The sequence below is a fragment of the Pseudoalteromonas sp. MM1 genome (assembly GCF_030296835.1).
Classification (GTDB): domain Bacteria; phylum Pseudomonadota; class Gammaproteobacteria; order Enterobacterales; family Alteromonadaceae; genus Pseudoalteromonas.
Genome location: NZ_AP027922.1, coordinates 3377276 through 3394450, shown reverse-complemented (window position 1 = coordinate 3394450; position 17175 = coordinate 3377276). Strand labels below are relative to the sequence as shown.

Below are 17175 nucleotides of genomic sequence, written 5' to 3'. Positions count from 1 at the left end.
CTATTTTACTTTTTACGATAGACTCTTTGCACATCAGGCATCACGCGAATGCGGCGCATAATATTAGCAACATGGACGCGGTTTTTAACGGTAACGCCCAAGTCTATCACATATAAATTACTTTCTTTTTCGTCGGTAGTGATCTCAACAATGTTGGCTTGGGTTGTAGCAACAACATTTGTGAGTTTAGCCAAAGCCCCTTGGTGGTTAATTATTTCCACTCGTAGCGCAGCTATATACTCTTTTTCTGGATTGTCATCCCATTTTACAACTAAGTATTTTGAACGTTCATTTTCCCAGCCGCGTATATTTTTACATTCTTGGCGATGAACCGTAAGCCCTTTACCTTGGCTAATATGCGCAGTAATGGCATCCCCTGGTACAGGTCGGCAACACTTAGAATAATTAACCAACATGCCTTCGGTACCAATAATGGTTGCCTTGGCTTGTTTGCTAATATCTGACAAGTCGTCGCTTTCTTCTTGCAATAAGCGTTTAGCGATTAACACGCTCATTAAGTTACCTGCGCCTATTTCTACTAGTAATTCTAATACTGTAGATAGTTCGTGCTCTTCGAGTACGCGGGCTATGTTTTCATCAGCAATGCTGTCGAGCTTATTTTCACCCAAGGCAGAATCGAGTAAGCGGCGGCCTAATAATAATGCTTCTTCTTGGTGTTGGCTCTTAAGGTAGTTTCTTATCCCTAAACGGGCTTTACCTGTAACTATAAAGTTTAACCACGTTGCATTAGGATGTGCACCCGAGCTAGTAATAATTTCAACACTTTGCCCAGTATCTAAGGCTTTGCTTAGCGGGTAAGGTTTTCGGTTTACTCTTGCACCTACACAAGTATTACCTACATCAGTATGTACCGCGTAAGCAAAATCAACCGCTGTAGCGCCCATTGGCAACTCTACAATGCGGCCATCGGGGGTAAATACGTATATTTCTTCAGGGAATAACTCAGTTTTTACGTTCTCAACAAATTCGAATGATGAACCCGCACTTTGTTGAAGCTCCAGTAAGCTTTGCATCCATTGACGCGCGCGCTGTTGAGCTGTGTTACCCGCGCCATCACCAGCTTTTTTATACATCCAGTGCGCAGCAACCCCTTTATCGGCCATATGATCCATGTCGTGGGTACGTACTTGGATCTCTACCGGAATACCGTGTGGGCCCACTAATGACGTATGCAAAGACTGATAGCCATTTGTTTTAGGTACAGCAATATAATCTTTAAAACGCGTTTCGATAGGCTTATACAGGTTATGTGCAACACCTAATACGCGATAACAGGTATCCATTGCATCTACGTTTATTCTAAAGGCGTAAATATCCATTACCTCATTAAAAAGCAGCTCTTTATTCAACATTTTTTTATAAATGCTATAAAGGTGTTTTTCGCGCCCAGAAACCGTAGCCTTAATACCAGACTCTTCAAGGCGTGCTTCTATTTCGGTTTGAATATTAGAAATAACTTCTTTGCGATTACCTCGTGCTTTTGCCACTTCAGATTTAAGTGCACGATGACGCATAGGATATAAAGCCTGAAAACCTAAATCTTCTAGCTCATTTTTAATATCGTGAATACCTAAACGGTTTGCAATAGGTGCGTATATTTCAAGTGTTTCACGGGCAATGCGGCGTCGTTTATCAGGGCGCAGGGCGCCTAATGTACGCATATTGTGAGTACGATCGGCCAGTTTAATTAAAATAACCCGAATATCTTGGGTCATCGCCATGATCATTTTTCGGTAGTTCTCAGCTTGGAATTCTTTTTTGTCTTTAAAGCTGAGTTTATCGAGTTTACTTACCCCTTCAACAAGTTCGGCAACCGTATCGCCAAATATTTCGGCTAAGTCCTGTTGGCTAAAGTCGGTATCTTCAATAACGTCATGCATTAGCGCGGCCATCAGTGTTTCATGGTCAAGGTGCATGCCAGCAAGAATTTGGGTTACTTCAACAGGGTGAGTAATGTACGGCTCGCCACTTGAGCGAGTTTGCCCCTCGTGAGCCTCTCGGGCTACCACGTAGGCTTTTTGCACTAGCTCTACTTCAGCAGCAGGCAAGTATTCTGATATTTTCTTTTTAAGACCTTCAAAAAGATACATTCACACTCCAATGTTCTCGTGAAGCAATAAGTAAGGGTAAGTAATAGAATATACGATGAAAAGAGGGGATTGCCAACGGCTAGAGTAGAAATACTGAGCCGTTGACTAAATCAAACCGGGCGGTTGATTATTGATTACCGCCAACAATAGCAGCAACTGCAGCTAATTCAGCTGCTTCTTGGTGTTGTTGTTCTTCACGGTCAATAACGTCCATTGATGAACTATCAACTAAACCTTTTTCGATTTCACGTAGAGCGATAACGGTTGGTTTGTCATTTTCAGCGTCTACTAGTGGGTCTTTACCACCAACAGCAATTTGGCGGGCACGACGAGCCGCAACTAAAATTAAGTCAAAACGATTACCAATTGCATCTACTGCATCTTCAACTGTTACGCGAGCCATCTCAGCACTCCAAAATAATTTAAAAGCAAAGGCGTAGTTTACTGCAAGCAGCTTGTTTCGCCAATAGCCAGTGGTTAATTTTTACCAGTTTTCCCTCTAAAGGGCATAAATGGCTTATTTAAGTAAGTTTGTAATTAAATCGTGATGACGACTAGCTTGTGCCTTTAAGGTTAAGCGCTGCGCTAATACGATAGTTTCAATATTGCTAAGCGCGGTTTCAAAATCATCGTTAACCACAACATAATCATATTCATTGTAGTGCGATGTTTCTGATTGCGCTTTGGCCATACGACCAGCGATTACTTCGGCAGAATCTTGGCCCCGGTTATTTAAGCGCTGCTCAAGCTCTGCTTTAGAAGGAGGCAAAATAAAAATTGTTTGCACGCTTGGCATAATTTCGCGCACTTGCTGCGCACCTTGCCAGTCAATATCTAAAAATACATCAATACCGGCATTCAGCTGCGACTCAATAGCCTGCTTTGAAGTACCGTAGTAATTATCAAATACTTGCGCCCATTCAAAAAAATCATCTTTTGCAATTAATGCTTTAAATTCATCGGCGCTTACAAAGTGATAATGCACCGCATTTTCTTCACCAGGGCGAGGGCTTCGGGTGGTATGCGAGACCGATACTTTCATATCTGCATGTTTTTTTAGTAACGCCGTGATTAAGCTAGATTTACCCGCGCCTGAAGGCGCCGATAAAATAAATAAGTTTCCGCGAGTTTGAGCCATGTTTTTCTCTACTTAAAATAAACAGGCTTGGACTAAATCAATAATCCAAGCCTTTAATTACGCTATTGTACTTTATTTAACTAATTGCGCTCAAGTAATAAGCACACAAGTACGGTTACTCAATGTTGCAAATTTAAATAGTAGAGACATGGAGTAATATAAGTTTTGCTTATACACCTCGATTTAAAGCTTACTTTTAAATAAGTTGAGAGCAACCAAAGTTAAAATAACAGCGGTTTTTTCAAACTTTATAATTTTAAAAAGTCGTTTAGAGGCCTTAACGGCAGACTTCCCTAAAATTAATGCCTTAATTGGTATTCCTGTCTTTTTTGAGCTTCCTAACATATAGATGAAAACGACAGCTAAGCCCATCAATGAAATCCAGATAAATGCGGTAGGAGCCATGCCCAGCATTGCGGCATAGGTAGCAACAAAGAAGCCAAAAAATCTCACAAGACCATTTCAAACAATAATGGGAGCACGTATAGGTAAGTCTGATACTGCCCAAAGTAATGTAGCCCTGATACACATTAAGAATGAAGCGAGCACAAGTGTGATAATAAATGAACTGGGGTTGGGAGAAATAAGCTCAGGAATCATGATGCCTATAGCAATAGGAAAATTGAAAATGGCAGTAATCTGTACAAACCTCTTAGATACCTTCTTATCTTAGTAAAAATAGTTCAAATACATGAAGCTGTTAAATTTAATTCCGTAACGATCGGTGCATTTTTTCAACTTAATTCTTAGCGATAACTAAAAAATATAAACCTATCAACTTTATCAATCACTAAAAAATTTGATTTGAGTATTTACATTGTGTATTGATCGATACAAAATCCATCCATGAAATTTGTATCGATCGATATAGAATTGAGTCATTCACTCGATGTCTATTCAGCTCTGCAAAATGAGTAATAAAGAACGATGACTCACTAAACAGCAACTTATAAAGGTAACAACATGAAAACAGTAGTAATTACAGGTAGTAGCAGTGGTTTTGGTAAAATGTCCGCAAAGCAGTTTGCTGATAAAGGGCACAAAGTTTACGCAGCAATGCGCAATGCAGACAGTAAAAACCTAGAAGTAAAGAGTGAGCTGCAATCTTACTCAGAAAATATCGTTGTGGTTGATATGGATGTGTCAAGTGAAGACTCAGTCAATGCAGCAATTGCACAAATCATGCAAAAAGAACAAGCGATTGATGTGCTTCTCAACAATGCGGGTATTATGCACATGGGCGTAACAGAAGCATTTAGTGTTGAGCAGGCACAGCAATTGATGGACACCAATTTCTACGGCGTTATCCGCACTGTACAAGCTGTTGCACCACATATGCGTAAAGCAGGCAAAGGCCTCATCATCAATACCACGTCTGTTGTTGGTCGCGTATCATGGCCGTTTACGGGTACTTATAGCGCGAGTAAAGCGGCAGTAGAAGCGTACTCTCAGAGCCTGAAATTTGAACTAGCGCCAAGTGGTGTTGAGGTAGTGATTGTTGAACCAGGCCCATCAGGTACTAATTTAGCCGGCTCATTTAAACCAGAAGCTCACGCGCAAGTGGTTGCAGAAAACCCACAGCTAAAAGCGATCATCGACAACATGATTGGCTCTTTCGATCAAGTTTTGCAAGACCCTAAAACCGATCCACAACACGTGGTTGATGCATACTTGAAACTGGTGGATATGGAGCACGGCACTCGCCCAACACGTACAGTCATTGGCCTGGTGAACAATGTGGATAAAATCAACGATTTCTTCCAGCCACTTCAAGACCAAGTGATCAGCGATTTCCAACTGGATTTCATGTTAGAAACAAAAGTGAACGGTTAACACCACTTGCCTCTCAACGTAAATAAAAAGGTATAAGCGTATGTCATTCAACATAGTAAACAAGGTCGTCTTCATCACTGGTGCTAACCGAGGTATTGGGAAAAGTATTACTGAGCACTTTATTGAACAAGGCGCGAAGAAAGTGTACTTAGCGGTTCGAAACCCAAATTCAACCAAGGCACTAGAAGAGCAATATGGTGATAAAGTAGAGACAATTCAAGTTGATATTACCGATGAAGCATCTATTTTAGCAGCCGCTAAAAAAGCAACGGATGTTGATGTTGTTATTAATAACGCAGGGATTATTTCGACAGTGCCGCCTCTGGCAGGCAATGCGCTTGATACTTTGAAAGAAGAGATAGAAGTGAATGTCTATGGGCTAATGCGTGTTGCTAAAGCATTTGAAGCAACTTTAATTGCAAAGCAAGGTGCACTGGTGCAATTAAACTCGGTCGCTTCACTGAAAAATTATTTGGATATGTCAACATACTGCACATCAAAAGCGGCATCTTACTCTCTTACGCAGGGTTTGCGCTATCATTTTAAGCCACATAATGTGAGTGTGGTGAGTGTTCATCCTGGTGTAGTTGCAACAGATATGGCAGATATTACAGGTTTTAGTGATATTGCATCATCGCCACAAGTTGTGCCTGTTGGTATTCTTGCAGCGTTGGATGCGGGCGAATTTCACGTATTCCCGGATGCCGTTGCAAAACAGATAGAAGTAGGTTTTCAATCTTACGCTGACAACGTCATCATGCAAGACTTTGCAGGATAACAACAAAAGCACGTCATAAACCACGTCTTTGAATTTAGGTATAGAAATGTTTAAGAAATTTGTTCAAATTACAGCACTGTTTAATTTCCCGATCGCATTTGGGATCATGATTCCTGAGCTTCTTTCTCCTAAGGCTAGCTCATTCATTATCACGCTTGTACTTGCATCTTTCCTGATTTGTATCGGTGCAGCACTTCTTTGGGCTGTTTCGGATTTACCCAGACGAGCTCCGATTATTGTCTGGAACGGTCTTGTACGACTTTTTGGTTTTGTTGTTGTCACCTACGCAGCATCGTCAGGTATGGCACCGTCATTGTTTATCCCAATAGCAGTTATGGACTTAATTATCGCTGCCATCTATATACTAGGAAGTGCCAAAGGAACAGGTATCCCCATATTTTCTCTAATTATTGGCAAGTCTAATTCTTAACAGTATCCCCTATGCATCGTGGTGATCTCCCGTAAAATAGCTGTAGCTAATACAGTGAGGGGTACCCCTCACTGTATTTGTCGATATCATTGACCTTTATTAGCCCATATTAGCTAGCTTGCGTCATTGGCCTGTAGCGTATTGAGTGCATAGTCCATGATCGATTCTGCAACCTGTCGTGACTCTCCCGCCCGAACCTGAGTAGAAAGGCCATAAAGAACCGACAATAGGTATTTTGCCTGCAGTTCTGCCGTTGCAGACTCGGTTATTACCCCCTCAGACTCAATCAAGGTAGTGATCATGTGTAGGGTTTTAAACCCAAATTGTTTGATGTATGCCGTTGCTTCTTCAGGAAAGGCTACGCTGTCAGATTCATTCACGCTTTTTACTAATAAGCATCCTAGCGGGGTATCAGCATCTGAAAACTCTTGAATCAACTCATAGAAACACGCTCGTAGCTTTTCTACAAAAGGGAGGTCAGAAGGTTCAGTGATATGCCGATAACACGGTTCAGTGTGTTTTGCGATGTAATGCGCGATCACTTCTTTGAATAGCTGCTCTTTATTACCAAAAGCGGCATATAAGCTGGGTGTATTAATGCCTAACTCTGATGTTAGATTCGAAACAGATGTCGCTGCAAAGCCGTTGTTCCAAAATAAACGCATTGCCTTATCAAGGGCGATATCTCTATCAAACGATCTTTTTCTTCCGGCCATTACCGATGGTACTCCTACCTATAAATATCTTTATTGATGCATATTTTGTAGTACTCACTAAAAAATGTCAATTTCGTTGTTGACTTTATTTAGCGATCGATACAAAATTGCGCATTAAATAAGTAACGATCGATACACAATATAAGTGATCTTACATACGTCTTTATGAATAGCAAACCAATTTATAGGAACAAAACAATGACGATTAAAGCACTAAGAACGCCAGAAGAACGTTTTTCAGTATTACCCGCGTTTCCTTACCAGCCGCAGTATGTGGATGATCTGGAAGGGTATGATTCTCTACGCATGGCGTATATTGACGAGGGAGACAAGTCGGCTGAGTACACATTTCTTTGTTTGCATGGCGAGCCGTCCTGGAGTTACCTCTATCGTAAGATGATCCCTGTTTTCACTGAAGCAGGGCACCGCGTCATTGCACCAGATCTGTTTGGGTTTGGCCGTTCAGACAAGCCTGTTGATGAATCTGTTTACAATTTTGAGTTTCACAGAAACAGCCTAATTAAATTGATTGAGCATTTAGATCTCAAGAATGTGGTATTGGTGTGCCAGGATTGGGGTGGTTTTCTAGGGCTGACCCTACCTATGGATATGCAAGACAGGTTCAAAAAACTTATCGTTATGAATACGGGTATAGGAACTGGTGAGCCGCTAACCGAAGCCGCAAAACAGTGGATTGGCTTTTGCACCACTGTGCCAGAAATCCCGGTCGGTGGTTTGTTTGCTAGTGATGCGGGGGCTGCTGTAAACCCTATGGATATTGTAGCTTATGACGCACCTTTCCCAGACAACAGCTATAAAGCAGGTGTAAGGAAGTTTCCTAAAATGATCCCTACCGATGCAAACAATGATGCCGTTAGGTATGGTCTACGGGCTATTGAGTACTGGTCGAACACCTGGGAGGGTGATAGCTTCATGGCAATAGGCATGAAGGATGTGGTACTTGGCGAACCCGCGATGATGGCCCTAAAAAATGTGATTAAAGGCTGTCCTGAGCCAATGAAAATAGCCGAATCCGGCCACTTTGTTCAGGAATACGGCGTTGAAGTGGCAGAGCAAGCTCTCGCTCATTTTGGTCTGAATAATTAGTAATGCATTAGATTACCCTGATGTAATGGCCTCTCTCTTTACGGTACCTATGTGCCATGATTAAAGTAGTAATACCAATCTGCAATAATAGTTAACTATTTTGAGGGGCTAAACGTGTCGCTAACTGCGTTAAAAAATTCTCATTTACGACTGCATGGATGCAGAAGGTAGAGCAATGCAGGAGCAATTGCCTAGAACAACTAAATAGCTAATTTTTTGCCTAGCTATCAACACATTTTTCTAGCCTCAAAATTGATCGCTCAATTAAGCAGATTGGTATAACACCTCAATATACTGGTAGAAAACTTGAATAATAAATCTATCTCAAGTGGCTATTTTCAGCGCTATCTGTGATGAACTCACTGACAATAGGCTAATTATTTACGTGTAAATTTGTCTTACTTTCATAGAAAGCCCCTAGATAGATAAAAGTATATATCTCAATCAAAGTACTGGCTAAAATAGATTTTAATTGCCCATAATAAGTGTTTTAGTGTGTTCTCACAAAAACGATTTGATACTTTGAAATTTTCAAAAAGAGTAGTGAACACCATTAAACTTATATAAAAATGCTCGTAATTGTGGCACTGCTTAGATTATTGGTATTCAGGTAAAATGAAAGCTCTGTATTTTTAATGTACCTAAAAGGTAATACAGAGCTTCTTAGACACTTTGAGGAGGTCGACTTTTGCCTAATACTTTACTCAATATTCTGAATTTGAATGTAGAATAACTTTGTAAATTCTATGTTTATCAGTGTTTTAGCTGGTGTTTGGGGTGTTTTTTCTGTATTTGGTAACCGCTGTGGTAACCACTTGGAGTTGGTTTCTGGTAAATAGAGTTTATTTTACTAAAGAGGAAATAAGCTTAAATCAGTACCGAATAACATACATAAAAATTGATAAACTGTTTAGTTTTTGTATTATACACCCAAACATAATCAAATAATCAAGGAAGAGTGTTTTATGAAACCTATGCACGCATACCCTCATCCCGAGAGACCTCAAAGTCCTTCACCCTTAGAAATGGCTATTTATAACTATGAGTTAAAAGCTAAAGAGTTCCATAACAAGCGAATAGCTCAAAAAGGGAAGGCGAGTGAAGATCTTAAAAATAAGATGGCTCGTGATTTTAATCATTTGCAAAAAGAGAAAGAGAGAATTACTGCTCACGCTCGCTTACAAACAGATTTAAAAGAATACCGAGAGCTAAGTGCAAGCTCTACAGTCACGCAATTAAAACAAGAAAAGCATCATCCAACACAAAAGCTTGCTCGTCATTTGGCTGCAATAGGGGAGCCTAAACCAACTAAGCTACACGAGGCACACCATATTATTTGTGGTACAGGGCGATACCAGTCAGCGAATATGTTACAAACAAGGCTTAACCTTCACCTGCATGGAGTTGGTATTAACGATCCCATTAACGGTGTATGGTTAATTAACTTTGAAAAAAATACAGACCAGAACTGGGATAGCCCAGCCTCGCCGCCTCATCGAAAGCTACACAGATATAACTATGAGACATGGATTAATACTAACTTTGGTAATGCGGCTACGCCTAAAGCTTTATTTTTGAATAGGCTGAAAACGGTTAAAGTTAAAATAAAAACAGGTACTGTGCCTGCAGGCTTACTTGCACCAAAAGATGAAAACTGGAAGGCTTTATAGTGACTGTATATCAAATTAAAAACGAAGCTTACACATACGACGTGATCGACCTTGATATTGTTGAGATCTCAGAAACAATTTCAAAAAATAACGACCTTGATACAGATACTGTATTAAGGTTGTTTATGTCATCCTCACTGAATAATATCGAATTTAGTCATCTATGGCCCGAAGGGTTAAACTTTGATTATTTTGGTAAAGCTAAAAAGCAAAACTATGACATATCGCGCTTAGGTAAATTTTTAATAATGAAGATGCCAGTATATGAGTTATTAAAAGAGCGCTTAGCAAATTTTGGAGAATTTCTGCCTGTTAAAGCTGAAGGCAATAGTATGATGTTATTCAATTTGCTTACCTTCGGACAAGAGCAAAAAGACATGTGTTTAACCAAATACGAAGATGGCTTTGAAGACGGTTTAGAGTTACTTAACTTTGAGCAAGATGATATACAAAATAAGTTATTATTTAAGTCTAAGCTGGAAGGCGCTCAAAAAGTTTATTGTACTGATGAGTTTAAAAATATTATCCAAAGTAACAACCTCAAAGGTTTAGTATTTGACGAAGACTTATTAGATCCGTTTGTTTGATTTTATACTTATTAAAGTGTATTTATCACTCAATTATACTTCTTAGATATATACAAATATCTTGAAATTATACTTTTAAGCTCTATAATTACGCGTAACAACACCCCTCCCGCTACCCGTAAGCTCAGCGCCCTGCGAGGGGTTAATTATTTCTATAGCATGATAAAAGGATTTAACCTTCATGCAGTTCTCAAAAGCCCCCATAACGTTTGAAAAGCAAGTCAAGCTTCTAGAAAAGCGTGGTCTAGTAATTAATAATAAGGAATCAGCTGCCTTTTATCTTAGTCATATCAATTATGAACTGGTTTAATTGAGCCGGACACTTTAATAATGGACAATGTCCTAATATTGAGGTGTTAAATGACAAGACGTAAAAATAAATCTTATACAACTGAATTTAAGCAAGAAGCAGTCGCTCTGGTAACAGAACAAGGCTACTCAGTTTCAGAGGCCGCAGCCTCTTTAGGGGTTACCACCAAACTTATTTATAATTGGAAAGCTAAATTCGAAGAGCAACAAACTGGTAATTCGCTCAATGAAGATGAGCGCGCAGAGTTAAAACGCCTGAGAAAAGAAAACAAAGATCTCAAAATGGAGAAAGAGATCTTAAAAAAGCCAGCGCCTTCTTTGCGAGAGAAATGAAGTAAAGTATCAGTTCATCAAAGAAAATAGCCAAGCTTTTCGCGTTATAAAGCTATGCTCAGCTATGAAGGTGAGTCGCTCAAGTTATTACGCATGGCTGGCGCGTCCAGCAAAGCTTATAACGGCCAAAGAGCTGCATCTTTATCGTAGAGCCAAAGTGCTGTTTAGACGCAGCAGAGAAAGCTTAGGCTACCGTGAGCTATGTAAGAACTTACGCAAAGAAGGTTTTAAAATAACGCGCTACAAAACTCGAAAGTTAATGGAGAAGCTCAATTTAGTGGTTAAACAGCGAGTAGCTTATAAAGTAACAACTAAGCGTAAACACTCTGATGCAGTTGCAGATAATTTGCTTAACCAAAACTTTAATCCGGTAGCACCCAATCAGATTTGGGCTGGCGATGTGACATACCTGAAAACTGGCGAAGGCTGGATGTACCTTGCTGTTGTAATGGATTTATATTCTCGTCGAATTGTTGGCTGGCATATTGATAAACGTATGACGACTGGTTTAGTAATGAAAGCCATGATTAGGGCTTATAACCTAAGAAAACCAACCAAAGGCTTGGTATTTCATTCTGATAGAGGGTCTCAGTATACGAGTAAGCGATATCGCAACCTATTAAAGCAGTTTGGTATGCGAGCAAGCATGGGTGATGTGGGGGCTTGTTGGGATAACGCTGTTGTTGAAAGGTTCTTTGGCAGCTTGAAACATGATTGGTTGTTAAAAGTGGCTCAGCCAACTCGTAAACACATGAAAAATGATGTTACTGAATATATGAAATATTACAATCTGGAAAGGCTGCACTCAGCTAATAATGATCAGTCACCAGTAAGGTATGAAAACTCTTTAAGAAAAGTGTCCGGCTGGAGTTGACCAGAACAGTAACCACTATGGTAACCACTTGGACACGTACAATAGCGGACTAGTATGAACGCTAGAAAACAAAAAGCCTAGAAAAATCTAGGCTTTTTAAGTGGTTATAAACAAGTTGAAACAGGCTAAAACACTATTCTATGTTTTGGATCTGCTCTCTCATCTGCTCAATGAGCACTTTGAGCTCTACTGCTGCATTGGTGATGTCGCTGTTAATTGACTTTGAGGCGAGGGTGTTTGCTTCGCGGTTAAACTCTTGCATCATAAAATCTAAACGGCGCCCACATGCGCCACCTTTTTTAAGGATTTTTTTAGTTTCTTTTACGTGCGATTTTAAGCGGTCGAGTTCTTCGGCAACATCTTGCTTTTGCGCAAGGTAAATAAGCTCTTGTTCAAGGCGAGATTCGTCAACGTCGGTTTTTAAGTCTTCAAGCTTTTGATTAAGCTTTTCACGCTGCCACTTTGCTATTTCTGGTAAGTGAGATTCGACTACTGTAACTTGCTCAAGTATGGCATCAAGGCGAGTGGCAATCATTTCTTCTAAATTTGCGCCTTCATCGCCACGGGCTGATTTAAAATCTTCAACTACTTGGTCAAAGCCCGCTATAAGTGCTTTATTTACAGTATCTAAATCAAGCTCCTGGGCTTCCATTACGCCAGGCCAGCGTAGTATATCAACAGGGTTAATGTCGCCATTGCTTTGTTGCTGAACCCATTTAGCACTATTTATTAGTTGCTCTGCCAATGACTCGTTAATAGAAAGCTCACCCACGTGTGCTGGATTTGCAACAAACTTTAAAAATACTTCAACTTTACCGCGTTGCAAATTTTTACGTAAACGCTCACGAATTACCGGCTCCATGCCACGAAATTGCTCTGGTGCGCGAATAAACGTTTCAAGGTAGCGCTGGTTTACTGAACGAATTTCCCAGGTGCCAGTGCCCCAATCGCCTTTAATTTCGCGACGCGCATAAGCAGTCATACTGTGGATCATGGATAAGTTCCTAAAATTTATTAATACAATATTGCGATGATTATACCGTAACACTGCATAACCTCTAGAGAAAATTTATTACGCTGAATATTTTACAATCAGCATGGCATCTACCTGCACATGCACTTATAATGTCGCAAATTCAGAATTAAGGGGATCGTCAATGCGTCCAAGCGAAAGAACACCTAACCAAATTAGACCGGTATCATTTACACGTAATTACACATTACACGCTGAAGGCTCAGTACTTGTTGAGTTTGGTAATACCAAAGTACTTTGTACTGCTACGGTTGAAGCAGGTGTACCACGTTTTATGAAAGGCCAAGGTAAAGGTTGGATCAACGCTGAATACGGTATGCTACCGCGCTCAACGCATACGCGTAACGCACGTGAAGCAGCACGTGGCAAGCAAGGCGGTCGTACTATGGAAATTCAACGCTTAATTGCTCGCGCATTAAGAGCTGCTGTAGATTTAAAAGCGCTTGGCGAAAACACCATTACAATTGATTGTGATGTGATTCAAGCTGATGGCGGAACACGTACTGCATCTATTAGTGGTGCATGCGTTGCTTTAGTTGATGCACTTACTCACATGCGCGCTAAAGGAATGATCAACTCAAACCCACTTAAGCACATGATTGCTGCTATCTCGGTAGGTATTTATAAAGGCCAACCAATTAGTGATTTAGAGTACCTTGAAGATTCTGAAGCCGAAACCGATATGAACGTAATTTTAACTGAAACAGGTAAAATTATTGAGGTGCAAGGTACTGCAGAGGGCGAACCATTCTCGTTCGACGAATTAGATGAGCTACTTACACTGGCTAAACATTCAATCCGTGAAATTATTGACGTTCAAAAACAAGCGTTAGCATAAGCGAGAACCCCAATGAAAGATTATCAAAAAGAGTTTATTGAATTTGCTTTAGAAAAGCAGGTTTTAAAATTTGGCGAGTTTACCCTTAAATCAGGCCGTACAAGCCCATACTTTTTTAATGCAGGCCTTTTTAATACAGGACGTGATTTAGCACGTTTGGGTCGTTTTTATGCATCAGCCCTTGAAGACGCCGCAATAGAATACGATGTTTTATTTGGCCCAGCCTATAAAGGAATCCCTATTGCGACTACAACTGCAGTTGCCTTAGCTGATCATCATAATAAAGACGTGCCTTATTGCTTTAACCGTAAAGAGAAAAAAGCACATGGTGAGGGTGGTACATTAGTAGGTTCTGCATTAACGGGCAAAATTATGCTGGTGGATGATGTGATCACCGCAGGCACTGCAATTCGTGAATCAATGGAAATCATTGCCGATAACGGTGCAGACTTAAGTGGTGTACTAATAGCACTTGATCGCCAAGAAAAAGGCAAAGCTGAGCTTTCAGCTATTCAAGAGGTTGAGCGCGACTTTAATACCAAAGTGATCTCTATTGTAAAATTAGCTGATCTTATTAGCTACCTTGAGAGCCAAGGTACAATGGACGAGCATTTAACATCAGTTAAAGCATACCGAGATCAATACGGTATTGCCTAACTAAAAAGCCTCGCAATTGCGGGGCTTTATTTTGACCACAGTTTATAGAGTTAATAATGAAAGATGTATTTAAACCTAATGGCCTTGGTATAAAGCGTATATTCAAAGCAACGTATTGTTCATACCTCGGCTTTAAAGCAGCCTTTATAGAAGAAGCGGCTTTCAGACAAGAGTTGTTACTTAGCATTATTTTACTACCCATTTCTTTTTGGTTAGCTTCATCGGTATTACATTGGGCATTGTTAGTAAGTACATTACTGATCATATTGATTGTAGAGCTACTTAATTCAGCAATAGAAACGCTCACTGATCGCGTAAGTACTGAACGCCATGTACTTTCAGGGCGGGCAAAAGATATGGGATCTGCAGCGGTAACACTCTCATTAATGATCCTAACGATCGTGTGGGGTGCCAGTTTGTATATAAAGTTATTTCAGTAAACCCTCTATATAAACCAATTTACACCCCTAAAATGTTAATAAAGTGCTAGTTATGTTGTGTTTTTAGCATGTTTAGCTCAAATACTCAGCGAACAGTCATTTATTTCAAGTTTTCTTCAAAAAAGGGTTGATCTGTTTTCGGATCTCCCTATAATGCGACCCCACTGAGAAGGCAGACAGCAACGCTTAGCGAGGCAAGAGTCAATCCGTGAGTCGAGTAAAACTTAGTTTTAAAAACTTTCAAGTTTAACAAAATTAAGTGTTGACAAAAAAATAGGAAAGCGTAAGATGCGCAGCCCTAGCGAGATAAAGTTTAACACTTTAATCGCAACGTTCTTTAACAATATAAAGCAATCATCTGTGTGGGCACTCGTACAGATTGAGTTCTAACAGCCAAGCTTAGTTTACTAAGTGAGGCAAACAAATTTAGAGTCTCAATTGAAACTGAGTGACCAACAGCAATAACTACTCCGGTAGGAATTGCAGCACAGTCAATTCAATATCGAAAGATATTAAATAAATTCAGAATTCATTGAGCTGTCGAAAGACAAAAAACTTTTTAATTGAAGAGTTTGATCATGGCTCAGATTGAACGCTGGCGGCAGGCCTAACACATGCAAGTCGAGCGGTAACATTTCTAGCTTGCTAGAAGATGACGAGCGGCGGACGGGTGAGTAATGCTTGGGAACATGCCTTGAGGTGGGGGACAACAGTTGGAAACGACTGCTAATACCGCATAATGTCTACGGACCAAAGGGGGCTTCGGCTCTCGCCTTTAGATTGGCCCAAGTGGGATTAGCTAGTTGGTGAGGTAATGGCTCACCAAGGCGACGATCCCTAGCTGGTTTGAGAGGATGATCAGCCACACTGGGACTGAGACACGGCCCAGACTCCTACGGGAGGCAGCAGTGGGGAATATTGCACAATGGGCGCAAGCCTGATGCAGCCATGCCGCGTGTGTGAAGAAGGCCTTCGGGTTGTAAAGCACTTTCAGTCAGGAGGAAAGGTTAGTAGTTAATACCTGCTAGCTGTGACGTTACTGACAGAAGAAGCACCGGCTAACTCCGTGCCAGCAGCCGCGGTAATACGGAGGGTGCGAGCGTTAATCGGAATTACTGGGCGTAAAGCGTACGCAGGCGGTTTGTTAAGCGAGATGTGAAAGCCCCGGGCTCAACCTGGGAACTGCATTTCGAACTGGCAAACTAGAGTGTGATAGAGGGTGGTAGAATTTCAGGTGTAGCGGTGAAATGCGTAGAGATCTGAAGGAATACCGATGGCGAAGGCAGCCACCTGGGTCAACACTGACGCTCATGTACGAAAGCGTGGGGAGCAAACAGGATTAGATACCCTGGTAGTCCACGCCGTAAACGATGTCTACTAGAAGCTCGGAACCTCGGTTCTGTTTTTCAAAGCTAACGCATTAAGTAGACCGCCTGGGGAGTACGGCCGCAAGGTTAAAACTCAAATGAATTGACGGGGGCCCGCACAAGCGGTGGAGCATGTGGTTTAATTCGATGCAACGCGAAGAACCTTACCTACACTTGACATACAGAGAACTTACCAGAGATGGTTTGGTGCCTTCGGGAACTCTGATACAGGTGCTGCATGGCTGTCGTCAGCTCGTGTTGTGAGATGTTGGGTTAAGTCCCGCAACGAGCGCAACCCCTATCCTTAGTTGCTAGCAGGTAATGCTGAGAACTCTAAGGAGACTGCCGGTGATAAACCGGAGGAAGGTGGGGACGACGTCAAGTCATCATGGCCCTTACGTGTAGGGCTACACACGTGCTACAATGGCGCATACAGAGTGCTGCGAACTCGCGAGAGTAAGCGAATCACTTAAAGTGCGTCGTAGTCCGGATTGGAGTCTGCAACTCGACTCCATGAAGTCGGAATCGCTAGTAATCGCGTATCAGAATGACGCGGTGAATACGTTCCCGGGCCTTGTACACACCGCCCGTCACACCATGGGAGTGGGTTGCTCCAGAAGTAGATAGTCTAACCCTCGGGAGGACGTTTACCACGGAGTGATTCATGACTGGGGTGAAGTCGTAACAAGGTAGCCCTAGGGGAACCTGGGGCTGGATCACCTCCTTATACGATTTAGAACTTATTTGTTCGTAGTGTCCACACAGATGATTGTTAGTTAGCTAAGCCACTGGCTTAACTAATTAATATGCTCTTTAAAAATTTGGAAAAGCTGATAATAAAATTCTGATAAATATTTATATTTATCAAGAGTTTTCAAAAGTAAAAAATGCCATTGATTATTCAATCGAATGATTAATTGGTATCTACTTTAGTATTCAATATTAACTTCTGGC

General features: G+C 41.0%; 16 protein-coding genes and 1 rRNA gene. 11 read left to right on the top strand and 6 right to left on the bottom strand.

What is annotated here, in order from left to right; all coding sequences use genetic code 11:
- Positions 1 to 5: 5 nt before the first annotated feature.
- The 4 genes from spoT to QUE46_RS15315 all read right to left on the bottom strand — a co-directional run bounded on the left by spoT (position 6) and on the right by QUE46_RS15315 (position 3702).
- A complete protein-coding gene (gene spoT, locus QUE46_RS15330; RefSeq protein ID WP_004588254.1) occupies positions 6 to 2111 on the bottom strand; it encodes a bifunctional GTP diphosphokinase/guanosine-3',5'-bis pyrophosphate 3'-pyrophosphohydrolase in 2106 nt (701 codons plus the stop codon).
- Between the two features lie 127 nt (positions 2112 to 2238).
- The gene (gene rpoZ, locus QUE46_RS15325) at positions 2239 to 2514 is read right to left on the bottom strand and encodes a DNA-directed RNA polymerase subunit omega (RefSeq protein WP_004588253.1); all 276 of its coding nucleotides are present in this window, start codon (positions 2512 to 2514) and stop codon (positions 2239 to 2241) included.
- Positions 2515 to 2628: 114 nt separating this feature from the next.
- Positions 2629 to 3249, bottom strand: a complete 621-nt coding sequence (gene gmk / locus QUE46_RS15320) for a guanylate kinase (protein WP_064384893.1) — start codon at positions 3247 to 3249, stop codon at positions 2629 to 2631.
- A gap of 183 nt (positions 3250 to 3432) precedes the next feature.
- The gene (locus QUE46_RS15315; RefSeq protein WP_286245498.1) at positions 3433 to 3702 is read right to left on the bottom strand and encodes a hypothetical protein; all 270 of its coding nucleotides are present in this window, start codon (positions 3700 to 3702) and stop codon (positions 3433 to 3435) included.
- Positions 3703 to 4212: 510 nt separating this feature from the next.
- On the opposite strand from QUE46_RS15315, the gene QUE46_RS15310 reads away from it, so the two are divergent.
- The 3 genes from QUE46_RS15310 to QUE46_RS15300 are packed head-to-tail and all read left to right on the top strand — an operon-like array spanning position 4213 to position 6290.
- A complete protein-coding gene (locus QUE46_RS15310; RefSeq protein WP_286245497.1) occupies positions 4213 to 5082 on the top strand; it encodes an SDR family oxidoreductase in 870 nt (289 codons plus the stop codon).
- 40 nt (positions 5083 to 5122) lie between these two features.
- Entirely contained in the window at positions 5123 to 5860 is a 738-nt protein-coding gene (locus tag QUE46_RS15305) for an SDR family oxidoreductase (RefSeq protein WP_286245496.1), read from the top strand.
- A 46-nt stretch (positions 5861 to 5906) separates the two neighbouring features.
- On the top strand, positions 5907 to 6290 hold the full coding sequence (locus QUE46_RS15300; protein ID WP_286245495.1) for a hypothetical protein: 384 nt from the start codon (positions 5907 to 5909) through the stop codon (positions 6288 to 6290).
- 113 nt (positions 6291 to 6403) lie between these two features.
- Here QUE46_RS15300 and QUE46_RS15295 read toward each other — a convergent pair whose 3' ends face one another.
- Complete coding sequence (locus QUE46_RS15295; RefSeq protein ID WP_286245494.1) at positions 6404 to 7006, bottom strand: TetR/AcrR family transcriptional regulator; 603 nt, start codon at positions 7004 to 7006, stop codon at positions 6404 to 6406.
- A 198-nt stretch (positions 7007 to 7204) separates the two neighbouring features.
- On the opposite strand from QUE46_RS15295, the gene QUE46_RS15290 reads away from it, so the two are divergent.
- The 4 genes from QUE46_RS15290 (at position 7205) to QUE46_RS15275 (ending at position 11886) form a co-directional block, all read left to right on the top strand.
- Positions 7205 to 8113, top strand: a complete 909-nt coding sequence (locus QUE46_RS15290) for a haloalkane dehalogenase (RefSeq protein WP_286245493.1) — start codon at positions 7205 to 7207, stop codon at positions 8111 to 8113.
- 965 nt (positions 8114 to 9078) lie between these two features.
- Complete coding sequence (locus QUE46_RS15285; RefSeq protein WP_286245492.1) at positions 9079 to 9783, top strand: AHH domain-containing protein; 705 nt, start codon at positions 9079 to 9081, stop codon at positions 9781 to 9783.
- Positions 9783 to 10370 (top strand): hypothetical protein, encoded by a 588-nt coding sequence (locus QUE46_RS15280; RefSeq protein ID WP_286245491.1) that lies wholly within the window; start codon positions 9783 to 9785, stop codon positions 10368 to 10370. The genes QUE46_RS15285 and QUE46_RS15280 overlap by 1 nt, the downstream gene beginning before the upstream one ends.
- A 360-nt stretch (positions 10371 to 10730) precedes the next feature.
- Positions 10731 to 11886, top strand: a protein-coding gene (locus QUE46_RS15275) for an IS3 family transposase (protein WP_286245490.1) whose coding sequence is annotated in 2 segments (ribosomal slippage) — positions 10731 to 10987 and positions 10986 to 11886 — 1158 coding nt in all. Because the reading frame shifts where the segments join, the coding sequence is not laid out codon by codon here.
- Positions 11887 to 12019: 133 nt separating this feature from the next.
- Here the strand turns inward: QUE46_RS15275 and QUE46_RS15270 are convergent.
- Positions 12020 to 12880 carry a YicC/YloC family endoribonuclease gene (locus tag QUE46_RS15270; protein ID WP_286245489.1) on the bottom strand — a complete coding sequence of 287 codons (861 nt, stop codon included), beginning with the start codon at positions 12878 to 12880 and terminating at the stop codon, positions 12020 to 12022.
- 163 nt (positions 12881 to 13043) lie between these two features.
- On the opposite strand from QUE46_RS15270, the gene rph reads away from it, so the two are divergent.
- The 4 genes from rph to QUE46_RS15250 all read left to right on the top strand — a co-directional run bounded on the left by rph (position 13044) and on the right by QUE46_RS15250 (position 16948).
- Positions 13044 to 13757 (top strand): ribonuclease PH, encoded by a 714-nt coding sequence (gene rph / locus QUE46_RS15265; RefSeq protein ID WP_004588248.1) that lies wholly within the window; start codon positions 13044 to 13046, stop codon positions 13755 to 13757.
- A gap of 12 nt (positions 13758 to 13769) precedes the next feature.
- Positions 13770 to 14414 (top strand): orotate phosphoribosyltransferase, encoded by a 645-nt coding sequence (gene pyrE / locus QUE46_RS15260; RefSeq protein WP_286245488.1) that lies wholly within the window; start codon positions 13770 to 13772, stop codon positions 14412 to 14414.
- A gap of 56 nt (positions 14415 to 14470) precedes the next feature.
- Entirely contained in the window at positions 14471 to 14854 is a 384-nt protein-coding gene (locus QUE46_RS15255; RefSeq protein ID WP_286245487.1) for a diacylglycerol kinase, read from the top strand.
- Between the two features lie 560 nt (positions 14855 to 15414).
- Positions 15415 to 16948, top strand: a 16S ribosomal RNA gene (locus QUE46_RS15250).
- Positions 16949 to 17175 lie beyond the last annotated feature (227 nt).

Coding starts and splice junctions, on each gene's coding strand:
- spoT (WP_004588254.1), bottom strand. CDS start 2,111: ATGTATCTTTTTGAAGGTCTTAAAAAGAAAATATCAGAATACTTGCCT.
- rpoZ (WP_004588253.1), bottom strand. CDS start 2,514: ATGGCTCGCGTAACAGTTGAAGATGCAGTAGATGCAATTGGTAATCGT.
- gmk (WP_064384893.1), bottom strand. CDS start 3,249: ATGGCTCAAACTCGCGGAAACTTATTTATTTTATCGGCGCCTTCAGGC.
- QUE46_RS15310 (WP_286245497.1), top strand. CDS start 4,213: ATGAAAACAGTAGTAATTACAGGTAGTAGCAGTGGTTTTGGTAAAATG.
- QUE46_RS15305 (WP_286245496.1), top strand. CDS start 5,123: ATGTCATTCAACATAGTAAACAAGGTCGTCTTCATCACTGGTGCTAAC.
- QUE46_RS15300 (WP_286245495.1), top strand. CDS start 5,907: ATGTTTAAGAAATTTGTTCAAATTACAGCACTGTTTAATTTCCCGATC.
- QUE46_RS15295 (WP_286245494.1), bottom strand. CDS start 7,006: ATGGCCGGAAGAAAAAGATCGTTTGATAGAGATATCGCCCTTGATAAG.
- QUE46_RS15290 (WP_286245493.1), top strand. CDS start 7,205: ATGACGATTAAAGCACTAAGAACGCCAGAAGAACGTTTTTCAGTATTA.
- QUE46_RS15285 (WP_286245492.1), top strand. CDS start 9,079: ATGAAACCTATGCACGCATACCCTCATCCCGAGAGACCTCAAAGTCCT.
- QUE46_RS15270 (WP_286245489.1), bottom strand. CDS start 12,880: ATGATCCACAGTATGACTGCTTATGCGCGTCGCGAAATTAAAGGCGAT.
- rph (WP_004588248.1), top strand. CDS start 13,044: ATGCGTCCAAGCGAAAGAACACCTAACCAAATTAGACCGGTATCATTT.
- pyrE (WP_286245488.1), top strand. CDS start 13,770: ATGAAAGATTATCAAAAAGAGTTTATTGAATTTGCTTTAGAAAAGCAG.
- QUE46_RS15255 (WP_286245487.1), top strand. CDS start 14,471: ATGAAAGATGTATTTAAACCTAATGGCCTTGGTATAAAGCGTATATTC.